General features: G+C 71.9%; 17 protein-coding genes and 3 pseudogenes. 4 read left to right on the top strand and 16 right to left on the bottom strand.

Annotation, left to right across the window (positions count from 1 at the left end):
• Together AC5L3Z_RS21540 and AC5L3Z_RS21545 are read left to right on the top strand one after the other, a co-directional pair.
• Positions 1-259: pseudogene (locus AC5L3Z_RS21540) on the top strand (type I glutamate--ammonia ligase); the annotation flags it as partial.
• A gap of 255 nt (positions 260-514) precedes the next feature.
• On the top strand, positions 515-1,651 hold the full coding sequence (locus AC5L3Z_RS21545) for a carboxylate-amine ligase (protein WP_494844571.1): 1,137 nt from the start codon (positions 515-517) through the stop codon (positions 1,649-1,651).
• Positions 1,652-1,734: 83 nt separating this feature from the next.
• On the opposite strand, the gene AC5L3Z_RS21550 is transcribed toward AC5L3Z_RS21545, so the two are convergent.
• The 13 genes and pseudogenes from AC5L3Z_RS21550 to AC5L3Z_RS21610 form a co-directional block, all read right to left on the bottom strand.
• Complete coding sequence (locus tag AC5L3Z_RS21550) at positions 1,735-2,475, bottom strand: hypothetical protein (protein WP_494844572.1); 741 nt, start codon at positions 2,473-2,475, stop codon at positions 1,735-1,737.
• 200 nt (positions 2,476-2,675) lie between these two features.
• Positions 2,676-3,083 (bottom strand): annotated as a pseudogene (locus AC5L3Z_RS21555) (DUF6114 domain-containing protein); the annotation flags it as partial.
• Positions 3,084-3,158: 75 nt separating this feature from the next.
• On the bottom strand, positions 3,159-3,770 hold the full coding sequence (locus AC5L3Z_RS21560) for a DUF6230 family protein (protein WP_494844574.1): 612 nt from the start codon (positions 3,768-3,770) through the stop codon (positions 3,159-3,161).
• 461 nt (positions 3,771-4,231) lie between these two features.
• On the bottom strand, positions 4,232-5,284 hold the full coding sequence (locus AC5L3Z_RS21565; protein WP_494844576.1) for an NlpC/P60 family protein: 1,053 nt from the start codon (positions 5,282-5,284) through the stop codon (positions 4,232-4,234).
• Between the two features lie 38 nt (positions 5,285-5,322).
• Complete coding sequence (locus AC5L3Z_RS21570) at positions 5,323-5,808, bottom strand: poly-gamma-glutamate biosynthesis protein PgsC/CapC (protein ID WP_334531438.1); 486 nt, start codon at positions 5,806-5,808, stop codon at positions 5,323-5,325.
• Positions 5,805-7,046 carry a poly-gamma-glutamate synthase PgsB gene (gene pgsB, locus AC5L3Z_RS21575; RefSeq protein WP_494844578.1) on the bottom strand — a complete coding sequence of 414 codons (1,242 nt, stop codon included), beginning with the start codon at positions 7,044-7,046 and terminating at the stop codon, positions 5,805-5,807. Before pgsB ends, AC5L3Z_RS21570 begins: the two co-directional genes overlap by 4 nt.
• Position 7,047: 1 nt before the next feature.
• Positions 7,048-9,246 carry a HAMP domain-containing protein gene (locus tag AC5L3Z_RS21580; RefSeq protein WP_494844580.1) on the bottom strand — a complete coding sequence of 733 codons (2,199 nt, stop codon included), beginning with the start codon at positions 9,244-9,246 and terminating at the stop codon, positions 7,048-7,050.
• A 235-nt stretch (positions 9,247-9,481) separates the two neighbouring features.
• Complete coding sequence (locus AC5L3Z_RS21585) at positions 9,482-11,437, bottom strand: gamma-glutamyltransferase family protein (protein ID WP_494844581.1); 1,956 nt, start codon at positions 11,435-11,437, stop codon at positions 9,482-9,484.
• A 178-nt stretch (positions 11,438-11,615) separates the two neighbouring features.
• A complete protein-coding gene (locus AC5L3Z_RS21590; RefSeq protein ID WP_494844583.1) occupies positions 11,616-12,530 on the bottom strand; it encodes a M15 family metallopeptidase in 915 nt (304 codons plus the stop codon).
• Positions 12,531-13,011: 481 nt separating this feature from the next.
• The gene (locus tag AC5L3Z_RS21595; protein WP_494844880.1) at positions 13,012-13,542 is read right to left on the bottom strand and encodes a DUF3618 domain-containing protein; all 531 of its coding nucleotides are present in this window, start codon (positions 13,540-13,542) and stop codon (positions 13,012-13,014) included.
• Positions 13,543-13,647: 105 nt separating this feature from the next.
• Positions 13,648-13,776, bottom strand: a pseudogene (locus AC5L3Z_RS21600) (DUF3618 domain-containing protein); the annotation flags it as partial.
• 18 nt (positions 13,777-13,794) lie between these two features.
• Positions 13,795-14,205, bottom strand: coding sequence for a phage holin family protein (locus tag AC5L3Z_RS21605; protein WP_494844585.1), 411 nt, complete (start codon positions 14,203-14,205; stop codon positions 13,795-13,797).
• Entirely contained in the window at positions 14,202-14,765 is a 564-nt protein-coding gene (locus AC5L3Z_RS21610; RefSeq protein ID WP_494844586.1) for a hypothetical protein, read from the bottom strand. Before AC5L3Z_RS21610 ends, AC5L3Z_RS21605 begins: the two co-directional genes overlap by 4 nt.
• A gap of 348 nt (positions 14,766-15,113) precedes the next feature.
• Here AC5L3Z_RS21610 and AC5L3Z_RS21615 point away from each other — a divergent pair, with 348 nt between their 5' ends.
• Both AC5L3Z_RS21615 and AC5L3Z_RS21620 read left to right on the top strand, forming a co-directional pair.
• On the top strand, positions 15,114-16,028 hold the full coding sequence (locus tag AC5L3Z_RS21615; RefSeq protein ID WP_494844588.1) for a TIGR03620 family F420-dependent LLM class oxidoreductase: 915 nt from the start codon (positions 15,114-15,116) through the stop codon (positions 16,026-16,028).
• Between the two features lie 68 nt (positions 16,029-16,096).
• A complete protein-coding gene (locus AC5L3Z_RS21620) occupies positions 16,097-16,846 on the top strand; it encodes an SDR family oxidoreductase (RefSeq protein ID WP_494844589.1) in 750 nt (249 codons plus the stop codon).
• A gap of 177 nt (positions 16,847-17,023) precedes the next feature.
• Here the strand turns inward: AC5L3Z_RS21620 and AC5L3Z_RS21625 are convergent, their stop codons facing one another.
• From AC5L3Z_RS21625 to AC5L3Z_RS21635, 3 genes are all read right to left on the bottom strand, one after another.
• Positions 17,024-17,722 (bottom strand): SDR family oxidoreductase, encoded by a 699-nt coding sequence (locus tag AC5L3Z_RS21625; protein ID WP_494844590.1) that lies wholly within the window; start codon positions 17,720-17,722, stop codon positions 17,024-17,026.
• A gap of 81 nt (positions 17,723-17,803) precedes the next feature.
• Positions 17,804-18,538, bottom strand: a complete 735-nt coding sequence (locus tag AC5L3Z_RS21630; protein WP_494844592.1) for an alpha/beta fold hydrolase — start codon at positions 18,536-18,538, stop codon at positions 17,804-17,806.
• A 198-nt stretch (positions 18,539-18,736) separates the two neighbouring features.
• A complete protein-coding gene (locus AC5L3Z_RS21635; protein ID WP_494844593.1) occupies positions 18,737-19,264 on the bottom strand; it encodes an ATP-binding protein in 528 nt (175 codons plus the stop codon).
• Positions 19,265-20,053 lie beyond the last annotated feature (789 nt).

The following is a 20,053-nucleotide window of genomic DNA, read 5'->3' on the forward strand; positions in this document are numbered from 1 at the left end:
CAAGATCGAACCCCCGGCGCCGATCGACAAGGACCTCTACGACCTGCCCCCGGAGGAGTGGGGCGACGTCAAGCAGGCCCCGAACTCCCTCGGACAGGCGTTGGATTTCCTCGAGGCCGACCACGACTACCTGCTCGACGGCGGCGTCTTCACCCCCGACCTGATCTCCACCTGGGTCGAGTGGAAGCGGGCCAACGAGGTCGAGCCCATGGTGCTACGCCCGACCCCGCACGAGTTCTCGCTCTACTTCGACTGCTGACGCTGCCGTACCGGGTCGATCTGCCTGCCTTTGGTCTGCGGAAACGGCGCCCCGAGAGCGGCGGGCCTCGTACCGTCGAGAGATGGCGCAGCCGAGCCACGGCGTTCGAGCCGCACCGCCGCGTCGCCAACTCGACGGACGCCGTGGGAGCCGCCCTGCGGGCCGTCCACGACCTGCTCTGAGCAACGCCGCCCAGGCCGGGCGTCAGGCCACCTCCGGCGGCGGCCACCACCGCCCGCACGATCGGATCCGACCATGAAGCGGCAAGACGTGACCGCCCCCGCGAGACCCACGCCCGCCACCCTCACGCTCGGGGTCGAGGAGGAGTTCCTGCTCCTGGACCCGGAGACCGGGGAGAGTCTGCCGGTCGCCGACCGGGTGCGCGACGCCCTGTCGGGCACCGCCCGCGAGCAGAGCCGGCAGGAGTTCCGGCACAGCATGGTGGAGATGGTCACCCCCGTCTGCACCGATCTGGCGCAGCTGCGTACGCACCTGGTCGCCCTGCGCCGCGCCGCCGCCGGGGCGGCGGAGGCCGCCGGGGCGCGGCTGGTGGCGGTGGGGGCCACACCGGTGTGCGAGGCGCACCGCACGGTGCCGGACGAGCAGCGGTACCACGCCATGTCCCGCCGGTTCGGGCCGGTGGCGCACGACCCGGCGGTGTGTGGCTGCCACGTGCACGTCGGCGTGCCGGACCGGGAGCTGGCCGTGCAGGTCTGCAACCACCTGCGCCCGTGGCTGCCGGTGGTGCAGGCGCTGACCGCGAACTCGCCCCTGCACGACGGCCGCGACACCGGGCACGCGAGCTGGCGCTCGATGCAGCTGGAACGGTGGCCCAGCATCGGGCCCACCCCGCATTTCGAGTCGGCCGCCGACTACGACGCCACCGTCGCGGAGTTGATCGCCGCCGGGATCATGCTCGACGGCGCGATGGTCTACTGGTACGCCCGCCCATCCGCAACGTACCCCACCGTCGAGGTCCGGGTCGGCGACGTCTGCCCCACCGTGGACGACACCGTGCTGGTCGCCGGGCTGGTCCGGGCACTGGTCGCCACCATGGTCGACCACGTCCACGCCGGGGCGCCCGTACCCCGGATCCGGGACTGCCTGGTCGCCGCGGCGCACTGGCGGGCCGCCCACGACGGTGTCGACGGCGACCTCATCGACCTTCGCGGCGGAGGCGCCCGGCCCGCCTGGGATCTCGTCGACGAACTGCTCGTCACCGTCACGCCCGCGCTGACCCGGCACGGTGACCTCGACCTGACCCTGCGGGAGATCGATCGGGTACGCCGCGAGGGCACCGGAGCGACCCGACAGCGCCGGATCATGGCCCGTACGGACGGTGACGTCCGGGCCGTGCTGAAGCACCTGACCGACCAGACCGTCGCCGGCTGAACGGCCCCCGGGCGCGCACCCCGGCACGGATGCCCGAACGGACCACCCGGCGGCCGGGACGTCGACCAGCCGGCATCCTCGCGTCAACCGAGGGTCAGCCTCAGCTGCGGCCGAGCGGTCACCAGGTCGCCGGTCAGGAAGGCGAGTTCGACAGCGACGTCGGTGAAGGTGACCGGGTCGGCCGACGCGGTCGGCATGACCTCGGGCAGCGGGCGGTCCGGCGTCAGCCTGATCTCGATGCCGAGCAGCCGGCCGACGAACTGGGTGGCGTACAGGGTGACCTCGCCCCGCAGCGTCAACCGGCCGGCCGAGTAGCGAACCGACCCCGGCGCGCGGAGCAGGGGATCGTCGGCCACGGCCTCCGCCATGCGGAACTTCAGCACCTTCACGGTGCCCCCGGTGGTGGGCAGGTCGACGATGCCCTCCAGGCGTAGACCCGTCATGGTCACCTTCGACCCGGTCAGCGTCGACCGGGCCGCCGCCACCAGCGGCTGACCCGGTTCGACGGCGAGCAGCGGCAGCGTCCCCGGTCTGCTGCCGGTGGGAGGCGGCGTGCGCCTCGGGGTGGCGCAACCGGTCGCGGGAGGCGTCGGTGGGGGCGTCACGGTCGTGACGGGTGCCGGCTCGGGCGGCGCGGGGGCCGGTACGCAGGCCCGCGCCGAGGCCGGGGCGGCCAGCACCGCGGCGGCGGAGAGACCGAGCAGCCCGAGGAGCACGGCGACGAACCGCGGCTTCCGTGGGCCGGGACCGGCGGGTGGATCCCGGTACGCGGGGAACGCCGGCGGGGCCGCCCGGTCCGGCCTGCTGGCGTCCCCGCGCGACATCAGCTCGTCGACGAGGGCGGAGTCTTGGCGATCGGCGCCTGCCGGCCCGGGTCGGGGGATCCCAGGTCAATCTCCCCGGCCTCCTGCTCGCCCCGCACCGTCGCGTCGTCGGCCGGCTCGTGCGTCTGCGGGTCATCGGCGGCCGACTCCGGCTCGGTGGGCCTGTCCGGCGTCGTCTCCTCGTCGTGCGCCTCGCCCACCGACCCGCCGGTCGAGGGAGCGCCCGGCACCCAGGCGAAGCCGAGAGCACCGCCGACCGTGCCGAGCAGCACGCCGAAGAAGAAGCCGCCGAGGTTCACCCCGACGAGGGAGAAGAGGGCGGTCACGGCGGCGACCACGGCGTAGAAGATCCGCTGCTGCGGCTTGAACCACATCAGCAGCCCGCAGGTCACCAGGATGGTGGGGATCAACCAGGAGAGGAAGCCCGTCGGCCCGAGCTGGAAGGTCAGCCCCTGGAGCGACATCTGGGTGGTACCGAAGATCTCCAGGCCGGCGGTCGCGGTCAGCAGGCCGCCCCAGAACGGCCGGGTGCGCCGCCAGCGGCGGAAACCGCTCCAGCCGTCGCGAAACCGGACCGCCTGCGCCCGCCGCGGTGCGACAGTTGCCACGTACGCCTCCTGCGGGGTAGGGGTCCCGGGCAGGTAGATCACCGGAGACGGGCCGTCAGGGCGCCGCCGACCAGGTCAGAAGCACTCCTTGGCGGCCGCACCGACATTCACCTTCAGCCTCAGGCCGGTCAGGCTGAACCGCCCCGCCTGGGTGGAGCGGGCCACCTGGCGGAGGTTCGTGATGGTGACGGCCTCGGCCTGCTGGCCGAAGCCCTTCGGCTCACCCCTCGCGCCCGGCGGACCGCCCTCGAGCGTCGAGGCGTCCTGCCCGATGTTGATGTTCCGGAACACCACATCGCCCTCGAGCGACTCCACGTCGATCAAGAGATCTCTCGCGGTGGCGGGCCGGCCGCCCCCACCGGCGGTGATGGTGAGCACCACGGGAGCACCGGGGACCTTCGCCGACTGGCAGAGGTCGAAGAGCTCGGCTTCGCGGATGCCCGTCACCGCCACCGGGTGCTGGGTGCCGTCGATCTCCTCGGCGACGCCGCCGTACTGGACGAAGCCCTGACCGCGCAGTTCGGAGGCGGAGACCTTGAAGGTCTGGCCGGAGACCGCGAACGAGGCCGCGACCGCGCCGTTGGCCATCCCCAGGACCATCAGGCCGGCGAGGGCCGTGGCGGGAATCAGCATCGCGGCGAAGCGCCGCCAGCGGGTACCACCTGGTACGTCGAACTGATCCTGCACGATCCCTCCCTCAGGGGGTGCGTGGAGCCGGTCGGACGGCACGGACGGCCCGCCCACGAACACCTGGGACCCGATCGAACGATGGCGTCGCCACCGCGCGGCGGCGGTCGGCGACCCGCACATCCACGCTATATGAAAATTACTCACAGTACTGCGCAGGTCGCGGAAGCGGATCGGGTGCAGCAGGACCGGTGGAGTCCCCCCGCGGGTGCCCGGGTAGGGGAGGGGTAAACGACGACCGAGAGGCTCGCAGCGCGTTGCTCCAGCTGGCGCCGGCGCGGCGAGGCCGCTGGCCGGGTGCCCCCGAGAGGGTCCCGGCCAGCGGCCTTCGCGCGTACGGCGGCCGGACACGGACCTTCCTGTCCCCGTCCGCGCTGGGCGGCGCGACGACGCAACGAGGACCTCGCTCGGGCCAGGTGGCTCGGCACCTGCCCAGGAGGTCCTCACCTCTCCGATGCGGGTCAGACCCGCCGGGCGGTGCGCCACCGCTCGGCCCAGTAGCCGGCGCCGTCGAGGATGGACTCACCGGCGAGGTCACCCATCGTGGGGCCGTCCGCCTGCGACCGGCTGGAGACGAACCGGTGGTGGCCACTGTCGTCGAGGCCCAGGTAGATGCCGGAGTGCTCGATGTGACCGTCGACCACCGGCCCCGCGTTGAAGAACAGCAGGTCGCCGGGGAGCAGCCGGTCCAGTCCGCGCGCCTTCTGACCGGAGTTGGGCATCAGCTGGGCGCCGGGGCCGAACTCGGCCATGGCGTACGCCCGGCGCGGCAGACCCTCACCCGGGGTGTTGGTACCCCGCAGCGGAAAGCCCAGCCGGTGGCCGTAGACCATCCGCAGGTAGCCGGAGCAGTCCAGGGCCAGGATGCGAGCCGGCTCGGGCTGCACGCTCTTGCCCTCCGGGAACATCCACGGGATGCCCAGGTAGTCGTAGAAATCGGAGCGTTCCGAGCGACCGTCGGGGTCGAGCGGATCCGGCGGCCCGAAGGAGGCGTCACCCGAGTACTGCTGTCCCCGGTTGTCCTTCTTCGGAGGAGATTCGTAGATGTATTCCATGGCGATCGCCAGCACGTCGGGTGAGCGGTCGTTGCGGGCCGCGGCGAGCCAGTCGATGAACCACTGCTCGTGCTCGGCGCCGGCGCGCCACGCCTGCGGCGCCAACCGCACCCAGTACGTCGTCTCGACCTTCGCCGCGGTGTAGTGCGGCTCCTCGAAGGTGCGGGGAGGACCGTGGATGTGCGCGGTCCGAGCGCCGTCGGTCATGGTCGCGACCGGCTGCCCCGACGAGTCGATGATCTCCGTGCGATCGGGCGAGGTCGACCGTTGGTAGCTGTATCCCGACGGGCCGCGGGCCGGCTGGCCCGCCGCCGTCGTCACGCCCAGGGTCAGCTCCGGCTGGTCCTTCGGCGTCGGGCGGGCCACGACGTAGGTGATCGTGCTCGCCACCAGCAGCAGCGCGAATCCGATGATCGTCAGCAGGACGGTTGATCTGCGGAAGTAGGCACGAAAGTTCATGCCGGTTCCTCCTCTCACCACTTGATCCCGGCCGTCGGTCAGGTCACCGGCACGAAGCCGGCGACGACGCCGCTGTAGGCGAGACCGAAGGTGATTCCGGTGACCACGACGGTCGCCAGGATGGTGGCCTTCGGCGGCTGACGTACGAGCTGGTAGGCGATGAGTCCTGGAATGACGAAGCCCAACGTCTGGTGCGCGAACAGCAGCGGCAGGTCCCGCTGGACGAGGACGAAGAGCGTCAGTTGGAGCAGCACGCTGAGCAGCACGATCGCCGCGAACAGGCGCTTCCCGTAAAGGATCACCACCCGTTGCATCACGCGGGTGAGGAGATAGGTCAGAATCGTCATCCCGAAGATGATCACGGCTTGGAGCTGGTCCTCGATCAGCGTCAGCGCGATCCAGCCGGGCGTGATCATGCCGCCGGGCGACAGGTTGGTGGTCAGGTAGCACAACAGGGCGAACACCAGCCCGATACCGAGGCTCGCGGTGGCGAGCTGTGCACTCAGTTCTCCGCCGAAGTTCATCGTTGGATCCTTTCTCCGGTCGGCGTTTGCAGCATCGAGGCGGACCTGGAACCGTCCTCGCAGCTCCAGCCCGGCAGCGCCGCCAGTTCGTGGACCAACACCTCACCCTGGCCGTGGATGTTGCCCACGGCGATGATCGAGGAGTCGTCCGGCGTCGCCGCCGTCACCTCTTCCAGCAGGCGATCCGGGGTGAGCTTGCCGCCGAGGTCGACGACCCGGTCCTGAAGTTCGGCCGGCACGGTCGTCCGGGCGCTCTTGGTCAGCTCACCGATCAGGACGATCTGCTCCGGTTGCACCTGCGCGCTCATCTCGCCCATCTGGCCGTTGCGCTCGACCCGGTCCGGCCGGCAGTTGATGACCATCGTCAGCGGGCGGGTGATGAGCTGCTGATCCTCCAGTTGTCGGATGTTCATGAAGGTGGACTCCGGGTCGTTGGCGGCGAAGATGTTGGCGAACCGGATGCGCTTCTCGCCGTGCATGACCCGGGCCACGGAGAGCACACCCGGGTCGGGCGGCGCCTCCTGCATGCCCCGCAGCGCGCTCTGGCGGTCGACGCCCAGTTGCTCGGCGACGGCCAGCGCGATGGCGACGTTCTCCTTGAACGTGATCCAGCCGAAGCCGTCCATCTCCCGGTCGGTGACCGACTCGGGATCCACCGCGATCAGCCGGCAGTCCCGTCGGTCGGCCTCCTCCTGGAGGATGGCCAGCCGGTCCCGCTCGGCGGTGATGCAGACCCCTCCCACCGGCATGGACCTGCTCAGGGACCGAGCGACGTCGTCCAGGGTGGGGCCCATCTCGGTCAGGTGGTCCTCGCGGACGTTGCACAGCACGCCGATGTTGGAACGGATCAGCTTGCTCTGATTGGTCTCCTGCAGCGGCGGCATCACCGCCATGCACTCGATGACCAGAGCGTCCGGGTGGTACACGGCGGCCCGCCGCACGATCCCGATCTGCTCCACCACGTTCGCGATGCCGAACTTGCGGTGCACCGGCTCCTCGCTGGCGTCCGGGAAGATGAACCGCGCGGCGGTCCCGGTGGTCTTGGCGACCACCGTACGGCCGCCGCCGCGCAGCGCACCGGCGCAGAGCCGGGTGATCGAGCTCTTGCCCCGGATCCCGTTGACCAGCACCCGGTCCGGAATCTTGTCCAGATTGCGGTAGTGGTTGCGCTGCTCGACGATCCCGGCCACCAGCAGTGCCAGGCAGCAGAGCACGAAGACGATGTAGAGGTACGCCATGTCAGCTCCTTCCGTCCGGATCGACGGGATGGTCGGCGGCACCCCGTGCGGGGACCTGCGGGAGCACGACTGTCGGGTCGTCCTCCGTGCCGCGTAGCCGGGTCGCGCCGCCCAACCGCGAGGAGCCGGTGTGCCGGACCTGACGGCAGACCTCCAGGCACACCGCCAGCGCGCCGATGTCGTCGTGTCGCTGCGGCGGGATGGGCACGTCGAGCGCTCCGCTGCTGATCCGGTCGGCCTCGTCGGCCAGCCGTCGCAACGGGCGCGCGAAGACGAAGTACTGCCAGACCTGGGTGAGCAGCACGACACCGGTCGCCGCGCCGGCGACCAGCAGCGTCCACCGCCGCCCGTCGCTCTGCGGCAACCGCAGCCCGGCCAGGTCCTGCTCCACCACGAGCGACCACTTCAGGGAGGTGACCGTGCTCGGCTTGGTCAGGCCCGCCGCGGCGATCAGCGCCGGCTTCCCGTCGGGCGTCTCCGCCTGCCCGACGGTGCCACCCTTGAGCGCCGCGGCCGCGGCGCCCCGCGCGCTGCCCTCCAGCTCCTGGAAGGCGCGGAACCCCTCCGAGTCGAAGACCGTACGCAGGTCCTCGTCGACGACCCGTACCTGGCCGTCGACCGCGCGCAGCATCTCCAGCAGGTAGTCGATGTTGAACTCGCCGACGGTCGCGACGCCGTCGGGGCTGACCCGGAAGGCGTAGACCACCGGCAGGCGGTCCGTCCGGTCGTCCAGCTCGATGCCGACCTCACCCTTCACCGGCTCGTTCCGGAGCGGCTCACGCCCGGCGGAGCTCACCGCCGACCCGTTCGGGTCCATCAGGTAGAGGCTGCGGAACCGTTGCTTGTCCGCCAACTCCTGGTCGAGCATCGGTGACATCTGGGCCGGGTCGCCGGCCTCGGCCGCCTGGGAGATCCGGATCACCGTCTGCAGGCCGTTGTTCAGCGCCTTGCCCAGCAGCGTGCTCGCCGCTTCGGCCCGGCTCTCCTCGTCGCGTACGAGTTGCTGGGGAAGCGGCGCCTCGGGCGCGCGGAGCGTGGCCGCCACGGCTGCGGCCGGCCAGAGCAGCGCCACCACGGTGGCCACCGCGAGGCCCTGGGTCGCCGTCGGCCGCCACCGCCACCGCCACCTGCGGCGCGCACCGGTCGCCGCCGAAGGGTCACCGGCGGCGGGGGCCAGCGCACGGGCGATGCGGTGCGCCTCCGCGACGCCCAACCACGGCCGCCTGGCCGGCACCGTCCCACACGCGTTGGCCTTGGCCTGCCGGAGCAGCGACCGCACGGGACCGACCAGCGCCAGCCGCATCAGCAGGAAACTCGGCACCGCCAGTGCCAGCAGGGACAGGCCCAGCAGGAAGCCCTGGAACGTGGAGGTACCGCCGGTCTCGTCCGCGACGATCAGGGTGGCCAGCGTCACGCCCGTCTCTCCGACGGGAGCGGAGGAGACCACCAGTTGCCGGTCCGCCCATTCGGTCACCCTGATGGCGTGACCCTCGGTGGAGTCGGACGTGGCCAGGTCGCGGAAGACGACCGGCAGGTGGGTGTCGTCGACGGCGCTCACCCCCTGCATCAGGGTGCTCTTGCCGTCCGGGGTGAGCGCGAAGACGCCGTGCCGAGCGGTGGGGTTGAGCCGCATCTCGTCCACGCTCAGCGGCTGGATCGCCAGCAGGGTCCGCGCGCCGTCCAGCGTGACGGTGCGGACCAGGGCGGGGCCGTCCGCGGTGGTGATCGGGAAGGTGCTGCCGCCGGGCAGCGCCGGCGGGAGGAGTTCGAACGGCACCGCGGCGCCGGCCGTCGCCAGCGGACGACGGGTGGCGTTCTCCACCACCGACGCGCCGTTCCAGATCGCGCCGTCACCCATCACCTGTTTGAGGAGTTCGGGGTCGGGCGTGGCCGGATTCCGGGTTGCCACCCGGCGATCCAGGTCCTCGATGGAGTACTGGATGGTCAGGCGCGTGCTGGCGGCGACCTTCGCCACGTTGTCCCGCTGCGAATCGACCACCGCCGGAGGAACGCCGGTCTGGTGGTTCAGGGCGAAACCGAGCACGATGGCCGCCGCCAGGACCATCGTCGCCCAGAGGTACACCAGCGACGGCTTGCCGGAGCCGGCGGGGAACCCCGCGGCCGGCAGCTGCTGGTCGAGCGCCCGTTGGCGCCAGGTGACCAGTTGCTCCTCGGAGAGCGCGTTCGCCCGCCTTGTCACGACCGGAGCGCGTCCACTGAACCGTTCATGAATTCGCCGGCCAGGCGCAGGGTTGTCCCCTCTGCCATTTGCCTTCATGGCGACCCTTTCCTTCCGCGTACATCGGAAGCCGCACGGTCATTTCCGATCATCGGTCTCGGCAGGGTGAGGCGACGTCACCCGGCGGAGATGAACCTGAGCGTGCGGCATTCCACGGGCGGCTTCCCGCGTGCCGAGAAGAGGGGTGGAGTCGGGCTCAACGGCCGGCCGCGACACCGTCCCTGCGCTTGTCGGCCGCGCCGAGGAGCTGGTCGCCTCTCCGCTCGATGGCGGTGGAACCGCTGTCCAGCGCCACGGCTCGGGGACACGGGTGATCCCGCTGCATGAGAGTGACCAGGCGAAGGGCGACCTGCCGGTTCGCCTCGACCTCGGACGGCGCGTCCCGCTGCCCCTCGCACCTGCGAGTCAGGTTCTGTCCGCTGAAATGACCCTCGTCCAGAGCCCGGGCCGGTGTCATGCCGTCGACGAGCATCCCCACCAGCGCCTGGGCCACGTAGTCAGGGATGTGGGAGCCGCCCGCGGCGCCCACCACCATCCGCAGCTTCTCGCCCTCAGCGTCCAGCACGATCGTCGGCGCCATCGAGGCCGTCGGCCGCTTGCGCGACTCCATGACGTTCACCGGCTTGCCGGGCGAGACCGACTCGGTGTCCGTGAAATTGTTCATCGCGTTGTTGAGCATCATCCCGCGGGCCTCCAGGTGGGACCCGAAGTGGCTGTTGATGGTGGTCGTCATGGCGAGCGCGTTGCCGTCGGCGTCGACGATGCTCACACTGCTCGTGGGGTCACCGACGTCCACCGTGGGCGGCTCATCGCCGACCTGCGGCGGGGATGGGGTGACTCCCGCAGGATCCCCGGGCTCCACCGGGTGGATCGCCCGGTCCTTCGAGAAGAGCGAGAAGCGCTGGTCGAGATAGCTCTGCTCGAGCATGCCCTCCACGGGCACGCCGTTGTAGTCCGGGTCACCCACGTAGGCGCGTCGGTCGATGTTCGCCAGCCGGCTCGCCTCGACCGAGAGGTGGACGCGATCCGGCGAACCCGGCGTGGTCTTCCCCACCTCGCCCCGTTCGAGCACACCCAGCATCTGGAGGACCGCGATTCCTCCGAACGCCGGTGGCGGCGACGTGCAGACCGACGCGCCGAACGCGTCCCGGCAGATCTCGGTGCGCTCGACCGTGGTGTAGTCGGCGAAATCCTCAGCCGTCATGAGACTGGGAATCACCACCGGACCGGCCGTGTTGCCCTTCATCTTGATCGGGCCCTTGGCGGCATGTTGAGCGATGGCCGGGGCGATCCGGCCGTTCGGATCGTAGAAGGCCCTCGCACCACCACTGCGGATCTCCCGCAGCACCTCGGCGATCTCGGGGTTGTGCAGCGTCGTCCCCGCCGCCTTCGGCTCGTCGCCGTTGCAGTAGCGGGGACGCAGGTCGGGGTAGTTGCAGCGCTTGCGCCCGTTGAAGCGCTCCTCGAAACCGTCGTGCAGGTTGGGAGACATCGGGAAGCCGTCCGAGGCCAGCCGGATGGCGTCGTCGAAGAGTTCGTCCCACGGCAGGGTGCCGTACAGCTCGTGCACATCGGCGAGCACCCGCACCGTGCCCGGAACGCCGACCGACCTTCCGGTGGCCGAGGCGGCCATCGGGAAGCGGTCCATGCGCAGCGCCGCCCGCTCCTGCGGGGTGGGCGTCCGAAGGTTCTCGGTCACGACCTTCGGCGCTCGGGCCATGCCGTCGAAGAACCTGACCTTCTCGTCGTCGGCGTCCCAGTGGTTGATGAGCGTGCCACCGGCGAGCCCGGACGCATGTGGCTCCACCACGGCGAGCACGGCCTGCACGGCCACCGCGGCATCCGCCGCGCGGCCGCCCCGAGCGAGAATCCTGCATCCGGCCTCGGTCGCGAGCGGGTGAGCCGTCGCCACCATGAATTTCGCGCCAACCGCGTCCGACTCCCGGCCGCTCGTCGGATTCGCGCAGGTGTCGGGCTGGGCGGCGGCATTCTCCCCGACCGGCCCGACCACGGCCGTCACCCCGAGCAGCAACACCAGCGTCATGAGCGAGGAGCGAAATCTACGTGCCGACATGTAGCACCCTTTCGGACTTTCCGCAGGAGCGGACACGTCATGCGACATCAGGGAATCCGCTGCGGTTGATCCGCCCACCTGCCGATCGACGTTCCCGAGCGTCGGCGGGCGCCGCAGGACCCAACTCCGGGACGCCTCCCTCGCCAGGTCCTGAGCCGGTCGTCGGGAGGCCGGGCCATGGGGTTCCCCTCACACGCGGGCCACACCCCTCGCCCTGCGAACTTCTCGTCGCCGACGACGCCCCGTGACCTCCCGGTCAGATCGAGGAACGGGCCACCGGGAAGTCGAAGTACCTCTTCGGGTAGGGCTCGGCGGAGAGCCGGTAGTGCCACCACTCGGTGGGATAGTTCGTGAAACCGGCCTCGCTCATGAGCCGTCGCAGCAGCGCCCGGTTCGACCGCGCGGCGTCACCGACGCGGGGACTGTCGGTGGCGGAGGACGGGTCGAAGCAGTCGAACCCGGTGCCCATGTCGATGCTGTTGTCCGCGAACCGTCGCCCCGCCGGCTCGGTACAGGCGACGAGGGGCTGCCCCGGGGTGTACGCGGGCTGGGCGGCCGGCGGCACGGCCACCAGCGTCAGGTCGACGGTGCTGCCGCTGCTGTGCGCGGTCGGGGCGCCGACGTAGCCCTCGTCGAACAGCGCGGACTTCTTCACCCGCGGGTAGAACTCCGCCTTCGTCTGCTCCTCGCCGGGCTGCTTCGCCCAGCGGACGAAGTCGTCGACGGCCCGCTGCGGGCGGTAGCAGTCGTACACCTTGAGGGTGCGGCCCTGGGCGAGCGCGGCGGTCTGCACCCGGCGCAGCGCGTCGGCCGCCGCCCGGGTGAGCAGGCAGAGCGGTTCGGCGTAGCCGGCGATCGGCCGGCCGACGAAGTTGTGGGCGGTGGCGTACCGGATGTCGGTCAGGATGCGGGAATCGACGTCGGAGAGCACGACGAAGTCGTCCGGGGCGTGCGGCTGGCCGGACGCCGCGGCGAGCGGCCTGACGGACGCGGGCCCGGCGCAGGCGGCGAGCGCCGTCGCCGGTGGCGCGGGGTCGGGTGGTGCCGGAACCTGCGGCGCCGGACGGCAGGATGCGGGTGGCACGACGGGAGTGCCGACGGTGGTGGTGGGGACCATCGGCGACGCCATGAGCGCGGCGATCACCGCGACGGCTGGACCGGAAGCTCTCACTCTTCCGGACGCTAGCCGCTCGGGGGAGGCGCGAGCGGCGGTTCCGGGCAACCCGCGGGTTGCCCTTGCCGCCGGTGCTTTCGGCCCAGCGTCTTCCCGACCCGCCTACGGGAGGTTGTCGGGGATCGGGATGTGGTCCGGCGGGGAGGGGCGGGTGCCGTCGGACTCGGAGCCCCGACCGCCCGCCTCGGGGGCGCCGGCGGTGGCGGCTCGGCGTCGCCTTACCGCGACGGCCCCGGCGGCCCCGGCGATGGCCAGCGCAGCCGCCAGCGGCCAAGGGCCACGGCGAGCCAGGAGGAGCAACCACCGCTTCTTGGGGACCCGTCGCGCTCTCATTCCTCCAGTGTCGGCGGCGGCGGTTCCTCGGGTGGGCGAATTCGCAGGTGCCACTGCGGTGGTACGAGGGCAACGGCAACAGCTGCCCGTGGAGGCGGCGCTCCCCAGGCAGCTGCCACCGGCGTGGGCGGCCCAGATGGCGTTGCTACATCCTCCGGGGTGCGTCCCGGGCGTCGTCCCGTACGTGCGTGGCCTGGTCCCGACCGGTGTCGCGGACCGCGGCCACGCCCTGCGCGGCGGTGGACCGAACGGCTTCCGACGCCTGCTGGGCGGGTTCCCGGAGGTTCTCCTGAACCTCGTGCATCATCGAGCCGGCCCCTTGCTTGACCTGGCCCGAGTGTTCCATGACCTTCTGTTTCGCCCGCCCGGCGAGGTCGTGTTCGTTCCTGCTGGGCGGGACGAGGGACGCGGCGAGCAGACCGACGCCGAAGGCGATGAGGCCCGCGGCGAGCGGGTTGCCCTGGGCACGCTCACGCGTCGCGTCGGTGAGTGCGTGGGCACGCTCACGCGTCGCGTCGGTGAGCTCGTGGGCACGCTCACGCGTCGCGTCGGTGAGCTCGTGGGCACGCTCACGCGTCGCGTCGGTGAACTCGTGGGCCCGTTGCCCCACGGCGGACGCGGTGCCTGATGCCTGGTGGGCCGCGCCCGATGCTGCCTCAGCACCGTGGTGGGCCACGTCGGAGACGCGGTGACCGGCCGCCGAGCCTCGCCGGGTCGCACCTGCCCTGGTGTGCCTCGCGGTTCCCATGACGCTGTCGACGGCCCGGCTGAGCCGGCCGCGAGCACGCGTCGCCTGAGCCGAGGCGATCCGGCGGGGACTGGCTCGGTGGGCCAGGGCGTCGACGTCGCTGCTCAGCTCGGCTCTGGTCGTCTCGATGTTCTGCCGGATCCTGTCCGGGTCGTTCGACATGATGGCTCTCCCCCCGTCTCAGCGGCCCCTGACCGCATCCGGTACTTCTCGCGCCGTCTCCTTGGTGCGCGCCAGCGTGCGTATGGTGCGGAGCTGCGTGCGGGCCCGCGAGGCGAGTACGCCCCCGATCACGGCCCACAGCACGGCCACGATCAGCGCCGCCCAGCCCTGGTCCATCACGTTGGACAGACCCCACCACAGCGCGTGCGACACGAACAGCAGGGTCAGCAGGGCCGCGATCGCCGCGGCGGCGAACATGCCCGCCGTGGTGCCGACGGTGCGCGCCTCCTCCCGCAGCTCGGCCTTGGCCAGGTCGACCTCCTGCCGCATCAGCAGGGAGAAGTTCCGACTGGCATCGGCGAGCAGCTCGCCGACCGAGGCCTGACTCCTGTCGGGGCCGCCGGCGCCGCTGGGGAATGACGTACTCACGGGCCCACCTCGGTGCCGCTCGGGCCGTGGCGGACCGGTGCGCCGCCGGCCGGAGACGGCGGTGCGTGCAGCGGTCTGACGCCCGCCACGTCCTCCTGGCTCGGCGGCGCCTCCCGGGACTGCTGTTCGGTTCCGCCGCCCTGGCCGCCGGTGAGGGCGCGCGTGAGCCGGCCGGCGAGCAGACCGGCGATCGTCGCGCCCGCGAGGAACGCGGCGGGGTGCCGACTCGCGTACTCACGCGCCTCGCGGACCAGGTCGCCGGGCTGGCGGGCATCGAGCCAGCTGGCGGCCTGGTCGACGGCGTCAGCGCCGCGGCGGACGACCAGCGCACCCGGACCGCGCTGACCGTCCCCCTCGGCCATCGACCGCAGCTCGGTGCCCAACGCCCGCAGGCTGTCGGCGGCCCGTTTCTGCTGCTGCTGGGCCTGCGACCGGGCCTGAGCGGAGGTCTTCCCGACCAGGTTGTACGCCTGCTGCCGGGCCTCCGACGCGACGTGCCGGCCCTGCTCCACACCCTCGTGGGCGATCCGGCCACCGGCGTGCGCCGCCTCCTGGCCCACTCGTCCGGCCTCTTCACGGGCGTGCTGGGCAGTACCACCGCCTGACGTGGACGGCGGAGATCCTGGTTCCCTACTCAAAGTCATCCGTCTGTCCCCCCTCCGTCCCGCCCGGACGAGGGCGGGACGGCGGGTTACCCGGCAGCAGCCCGAGTAATCGCCGGCCGGGGTGCACCAGCGGCGAGGTGGCACGAATCCGGCCTTCCCTCCCGCGGGCCGTACCACGCTCGCGTACCGACTGGTACAAAAAGTGAGGTGCTGCACAACCGATCGGTATGGAATTGCCGCGGGGCCCCCGCGGTTGCTACGTTCGCTGTGTACCGAGCGGTACGTAATTCACGGGGGGAAACGATGGAAGATCTGCGTACCTCACTGCCGGCCGCCGGCGTGTGGAGCATGGAGCTGCGTGGCGCCGCCCGTCCCCAGGTGCGGGAGGCGGCCGCCGAACTGGACGAACTCGGCTTTCGGACGCTCTGGACCCCGGGTCTGGACGGCAACGGCGCCGTCGACGACCTGGACCACCTGCTGACGGCGGCACCACACGCCACCGTCGCGCTGGGCGTGCTGGGGATCTGGGGACAGGACCCGTTCGCGCTCGGCGATCGGCTGGCCTCGCTCGACGCCGTCCATGGCACCCGCACGCTGCTCGGCTTCGGGGTGAGCAACGCCCACTCCGCCGCGCAGGTCGGGCAGGACTACGGCCGCCCGATCGAGTCGATGGCCCGCTACCTCGACGCCCTGGACGGCGCGCCCGCGCCCGTCCGGCCCGAGCGCCGTTTCCTCGGCGCGCTCGGGCCGAAGATGGCCGACCTCGCCGTGTCCCGGACCGCCGGATGGCACCCCTTCCTGGTCACACCCGAGTACACCGCCATCCACCGGGAACGTGTGGGGCCACCGCCCATGATCGCCCCGCACCTGGCCGTGGTCCTCGACCGGGACGCGGACCGGGCGCGCGCAGCCGCCCGCGCGGGCATCGGCATGTTCATCAACTTCCCGGCCTATCGGGCCAACCTGGCCCGGCTCGGCTTCACGGAGGAGGACCTGGTGCCCGGCGGGAGCGACCGGCTGATCGACGCCCTGGTCGCCTGGGGCGACCTGGACACCGTCGGCCAGCGGGTGCGGGAGCACCTCGACGCCGGGGCCGACCATGTCGCGCTGCACGTCCTCCGGCCGGAGAGCGCGGCCCGTTCGGGGCTCCCGCTGCCGCAGTGGCGCGAACTCGCCGGTCTCCTGCCGGGGCTCCGCCGCACCGCACCGGCCAACTGACCACCCGATCGCCCGAAGGGCGAACCGGGACGAACCAATGGATCATCTCAAGAAGGAGCAGCCCACCCATGGGACAGCTTGACGGCAAGACCGCCCTCGTCACCGGCGGCACCACCGGCATCGGCCTCGCCGCCGCCCGCCGCTTCGCCGCGGAAGGCGCGTACGTCTTCGTCACCGGACGCCGCCAGGGTCCGCTCGACGAGGCCGTGGCCAGCATCGGCGCCAACGCCACCGGCATCGCCAGCGACGTGGGCAACCTCGACGATCTCGACCGGGTGATGGAGACCATCCAGGCCCACGGCAAGGGGCTGGACGTCCTGTTCGCCAACGCCGGCGGTGGGGAGTTCCTCCCGCTGGGCTCGATCACCGTCGAGCACTACACCACCACGTTCGACAACAACGTCCGCGGCACCCTGTTCACGGTGCAGAAGGCGCTGCCGCTGCTCAACAGTGGCGCGTCGGTCGTGCTGACCGGCTCCACCGCCGCTGTCAACGGCACGCCCGCCTTCAGCGTCTACGCCGCCTCCAAGGCCGCCATCCGCTCGTTCGCCCGCACCTGGGCCGCCGAGCTGGTCGACCGCAAGATCCGGGTCAACACGCTGGTCCCCGGCCCCACCGAGACTCCGGGCATCACGGGTCTGGCAGCGAGCCCCGAGGAGGCCACCAGCCTGATTCAGGCCATCGCCTCCGGCGTACCCATGAAGCGCATGGGCACCCCCGAGGAGATCGCCAACGCCGCGCTCTTCCTCGCCTCCGACCAGAGCAGCTTCATCACCGGCGGCGAGCTCTTCGTCGACGGCGGCACCCAGCAGATCTGACGCGGGACCAGCGGCTCCATCCGCCCCTTCGGCAGATGGAGCCGCCGCGTCCGGTCCGGTGCATCATCCCCGGCTCAGCGCGGGGCGATGTCGATCGAGGACGGGGCCGTCGAGCGTGTGTCGTCGGCGGCGTCGCGGGACACGACCCGGCCTCGGGCGGGGAACAGGAAGCCACGGCTACGGAAGCTGCGGGTAGAGGGCGGCCACGCCGCCGGAGAGCTTGCGCTGCACGTCCCGGCTGACATCGTCGGCGAGGATCTCGTAGGCGCCGGCGGCGAGTTGGTCGACCGCGTAGCGGGCCACCTCGGCGGGAGCGAGCTTCTCGGCGGCGACCTCCCGGGCCATGTCGGTGTCCATGAAGCCGACGTGCAGTCCGGCCACGCGGATGCCGGCCGGTGCGAGCTTGACCCGCAACGCGTTCGTCAGACCCCATTCGGCGGCCTTGGCACCGGCGTAGGCGCCGCCGGTGGGCAGGGCGAACCAGGAGAGCACCGACATCACGTTGAGGACCGCTCCCCCACCGTTGGACTCGATCACCGGGGCGAAGGCCCGGGTGACGGCGAGGGTGCCGAAGTAGTGCGTCTCCATGTCCAGCCGGATCTGGTCCATGTCACCGGTGAGCAGATCCGCGCCGGTCAACGAGCCCGCGTTGTTCACCAGCACGGTCACGTCGCCGGCGATCTCGGCAGCGGCGGCCACGGACCCCGGGTCGGTGATGTCCAGCCGCAGCGGGCGCACGCCCGGCAGGTCGATCTGCGCGGTCTCCCGGGCCGCGGCCCAGACGGTGGCGCCACGGGAGAGCAGCTCTCCGGCGACGGCGCGGCCGAAACCACGGTTGGCGCCGGTGACCAGGGCAGTGCTCTCCGAGACGTCCATGGGGGTCCCATCCTTCCGGGTACGGCGGGTGACTCACGCGGCGCGATCAGCACCTGACGGCGGCGGGTGGGACCGGCCGGCCTACCGCGACACCGCGTCGATCGCCTGCATGATCACGTCGGTGACGGCCTGTGGCTGGGAGACCATGACGACGTGGGAACCGTCGATCTCGGTCGTGGTCGCGCCGGCGCGTTGGGCCATGGTCCGCAGGACGTCGCTTCCGGCGGCCTTGTCGGCGTTGCTGACGGCGGCCCAGGAGGGAAGCTTCTTCCAGGCCGGGTTCGTGGTGGGCGTGGCGAAGGCCAGCGAGGAGACCGGACGTTGGGTGGCGGCCATGATCGCCGCGTCCTTCTTCGAGACGTCGGCGGCGAAGGCGTCGTGGAACTTCGCCGGGTCGATCAGGAACTCCGTCTCGGTGCCCTCCGCGGTCGGGTACTGCCGCTGGAGCAGGGCCGTGGTGAGGACGCTGTCCTTGGAGTCGCTCTCGATGCCCATCAGCGTCTCGCCCTCGTCCGGAGCGAAGGCGGCGACGTAGACGAGGCCGACGACGTTGTCGGCACGGGTCGCGGCGTTGGTGATCACCGCCCCGCCGTACGAGTGACCGACGGCCAGCACCGGGCCCTCGATCTGCTGGAAGGCACTGGCGACGTACGCGGCGTCCTCGGTGAGGCCACGCAGCGGGTTCGGCACCGCCTGGGCCGTGATGCCGGCCGCGTGCAGGCGCTCGACCACCCCGTTCCAGCCGGAACTGTCGGCGAAGGCCCCGTGCACCAGGACCACGGTCGGAGCGCTCTTCACCGAAGAGGCGTTGGCCATGATTCGTCCCCCCCATCGCGGTGGTGAGGCCCGTCGGCCGCCTGGGCCGACGACAACCACCGCCCCGCTTCCGAGCGTAGACAGGTGTGCCGCGCCGACGTGCCGGTTCCGCGGAGCGGAGCCGGGAGACACCTCACGAAACCCGACGACGCCGGAAACCCTGGGCGACGGGCTCGGCGGCCCCTCACCGCCCCCGCGTCACCGGTGCTCCTGATCGTCGTCGGCGGCGCCGTGCCCGCCAACGGCGGTCGGCCGGACCGCCGGGTCGTCGGCCGGCCGCACGCAGACCGTGACGGTGGCGGACACCCCTTCGAGGTGCCGGGTCAGGATGAGTCCGTCGGTCAGCTGCTGCGCCAGCCAGAGGCCGCGGCCCCCGGCGGTGTCGACCGCCGGAAGTCGGACCGGCAGCTCACCGACGGCCGCGCCCCGGTCGGTGATCTCGCAGATGAGTACGTCGTCGTGGCGGCGCAGGTCGACCTGGCCGCGACCGCCACCGTGCCGCACGGCGTTGGTGACCAGCTCGTGCACGGCCAGGACGAAGTCGTAGGCGAGGTCCCCGGTCAGTCCGGCCATCGCCACCTGCGTCCGCAGGGCGTGCCGGAGGTCGGTGACCGTGGTGGCGGTGAACTCCTGCGACATCAGCGGCACGGCGGCGGTGACGACGCGCGGAGACACCGGCGCCGGCACCGGGCGGTCCGGCTCCGATGTCGCGGATTCGTCGGTCACGCTGGCAGGTTACCGAGTTCCGGTGATTCCGCGACCATTGCGAATAGGCAACTATCCGCAGCTCACCGGCGAGATGTCGGCGGTGGGCACCGATCGGCGGTTTCCGGGGGCCACGGGCGGTCCCGCGGCGAGGTGCCCGCGCATCCCGACCAGCGCTGGGGGCGGGACGGACCGGGCACCGGGGGCGGGACGGACCGGGCACCGGGGGCGGGGCGAACCGGGCACCAGGCCGCCGGTGCGGGCCGCTCTCCGCGGGCGTGCCGCCCGAGGTGTCGGGCACCGCCGCTCGGAACGCGCTCCGCGCCGTGTGCAGTCCCGCCCCACGTCCGGAATGCGCGCCCGCCTCCCATGATCACGCTCGATCCAGGAAGTAGTGGCTTCCCGGCGGGTACGAGGCCACTACTTCCTGGTTGGAGCACGATCATGGCGGCCGGCGGATGGCCGGTCCGGCGACGCACCCGGGGACACCGAACCGACGCACGACCTGTACGAGCCGCTGGTCGCGGCGTGGCGCGCGGACAGCGAGGGGCGCCGGGGCGGGTGAGGTGACTTCCTGCCGGGGACGACGACGGGCGTCGGGGCGGATGGGGTGCGCGCTACCGGGTCGGTGGGCAGGCCGTCCGGGGGTGGTGGTGGGGCCGCGCCCCGAGGGTCGGAGACACCCGGGGCGCGGCCGCGGTCAGCGGGACAGCTCGCGCCAGGACGGGTCGCCTCCGCGCCACGCTCCGGCGAGGATGCTCGCCGAGCTACGACTGGGGCATTCCTGCACCTTCGAGCGGCCACACGCGC

It is taken from the genome of Micromonospora sp. LZ37, from assembly GCF_059359015.1.